This window comes from Thioalkalivibrio sp. ALE16, from assembly GCF_000381305.1.
Lineage (GTDB): Bacteria > Pseudomonadota > Gammaproteobacteria > Ectothiorhodospirales > Ectothiorhodospiraceae > Thioalkalivibrio.
On the sequence record NZ_KB906388.1, the window covers coordinates 1 to 2,027 of the forward strand.

The following is a 2,027-nucleotide window of genomic DNA, read 5'->3' on the forward strand; positions in this document are numbered from 1 at the left end:
CCCCCGGATCGGGCAGGGGTGCGCCGGCTCACCGGTCGATCCATTCACTTCACCCACCACGGGGACACCGTCCCCCGTGGGGGCGGTCTGTCCCCTCCATGCAGGAGATAGACCCATGGCAACGACAGTGATTTACACGACCCTGGGCGAACGCAAGGGGACCAAGCGGCTATGGCTGGAAGGCCGCCGTCTGGCCCGGGCCGGAATCAGTCCCGGCCAGCATTTCGAGCTTACAAGTCTCGATAACGTGGAGGGCTCGCATGACGGCCTCACCCTTCGATTCACCCCAACGGGTGATCGGAGGGTGTCCCGTCGCAAACGCGGCGACCAGGAATTGCCCGTTATCGACGTGTCGGGCGAAACACTGGTGACCGCTTTTGGCGAAGCGAAACGGGTCCGCGTCGTTATCCGTCCTGGCTCGATCGAGATCCGGGTCCACCATCACGATCGAGCAACGGCTGAACGCTCGAAACGGCTTCTACAACGCCTGAATCAAGGCGAGCCGCTACGCATGGCGTCTCTGGCCCATGGTGGCGGCATTCTGGACCACGCGCTCCATCGAGGCCTGGCCGCCGCCGGTGTCCCCGTCGAGCTGGCCTTTGCCAACGAGTCGGACGGTGACTACCTGGAGGCATCGCTGGCGAACAATCCGATCTGGAAGTCGGATTCCATTGCCATCGAGGCCCCAATGCAGGACGTTGAATGGCGCAAGCTACCGGCCATCGACATCCTCGCGGCGGGGCTTCCCTGCACAGGGGCCTCCCTCTCGGGTCGAGCGAAAAACCGCTTGGCGAAAGCCGAGGAGCACGAAACCGCTGGTCCGTTGTTCGTCGCGTTCCTCGCGGCGATTCAGACCTTGCGGCCGAGTGTGATCCTGCTGGAGAACGTGCCTCAGTACGGCACCACGACCAGCATGACGGTGATCCGGTCCATCTTGAGCAGCCTCGATTACGAGCTGCACGAGACGGTTCTCGACGGATTTGAGCTGGGCTCGATGGAGCGGCGCAATCGGTTCTGCATGATTGCAACCAACCCGGAGGTGCACTTCGCGTTCGACGGGCTGCGTGCCGTTCGGGATCGTGAGTCGTGTATCCGGGACATCCTGGAGGACATCGACCCTGACGATCCTGCCTGGAAGGCCTACAGCTACCTGGCCGAGAAGGAGGTCCGCGACAAGGCCGCCGGTAAAGGCTTTCGGCGGCAGCTCCTCGATGGATCCGAGGAAAGCCTTGGGACCATCGGGCGCGGGTACGCCAAGGCGCGGTCCACCGAGCCGTTCATTCGACATCCGAGCGACCCGGCACTCACGCGGTTGCTGACGCCGAAGGAGCATGCCCGCGTAAAAGCGGTTCCCGAGCCCCTGATCGAAGGGCTCTCCGCCACGCGCGCGCATGAAATCCTGGGTCAGTCTGTGGTGTACGCCGCATTTGAAGCCGTCGGAATGCACCTCGGGCGTGCGCTGGCAGCCTTGCGGGACTCGATGCAGCCACATCAGTCCGTCGCGGCATAACCCTTGTCGCTCCGTCCGTGCTCACCCAGCGATCTGCTGGGCGAGCACGCTTTCACCCACCACGGGGACACCACTCCCCGTGGGGGCGGTCAGTCCCCTCCATGTAGGAGACTGACCATGTTCAATCTCGCACGAATCCAGGAAGGCCTGCGGCAGGCTGGAATACTGCTGGCTGTTGCCGGGATCCTGACTCTGTTCATCGACCGCGGATTCACCGCAGGAGGACTCAGCACCGTGGTCCTGGGCCTGATCCTCTGGCTCGTGGGCTGCCGGGAGAGCTAAGATGATGCTTATGGAAGACTTCGGCGTGTTCATTGGGCTGGCACTGATCGGGATCGTGATGATCGGCGCCTACCTGATCGCCCGCCGGCAAAACCGTCGGCGCCATTGACCAACCGCCACTCCCGCCACTGGCGCGGGGTGGCGTCATTCCCGAGGGTCGCGCGCGGCCCTGGGGAATGACGGCTTTACCGCCCGCCTGAGCGTATCAGGCCCCTGAAAGCACCCCCGGATCGGG

At 63.9% G+C, this 2,027-nt stretch carries 2 protein-coding genes; both read left to right on the forward strand.

What is annotated here, in order from left to right:
• Window positions 1-115 precede the first annotated feature (115 nt).
• Entirely contained in the window at window positions 116-1,510 is a 1,395-nt protein-coding gene (locus F627_RS0115430; protein ID WP_026332146.1) for a DNA cytosine methyltransferase, read from the forward strand.
• Window positions 1,511-1,627: 117 nt separating this feature from the next.
• Window positions 1,628-1,792 (forward strand): hypothetical protein, encoded by a 165-nt coding sequence (locus F627_RS17185; RefSeq protein ID WP_018878813.1) that lies wholly within the window; start codon window positions 1,628-1,630, stop codon window positions 1,790-1,792.
• Window positions 1,793-2,027: the final 235 nt, after the last annotated feature.

Coding starts and splice junctions, on each gene's coding strand:
- F627_RS17185 (WP_018878813.1), top strand. CDS start 1,628: ATGTTCAATCTCGCACGAATCCAGGAAGGCCTGCGGCAGGCTGGAATA.
- F627_RS0115430 (WP_026332146.1), top strand. CDS start 116: ATGGCAACGACAGTGATTTACACGACCCTGGGCGAACGCAAGGGGACC.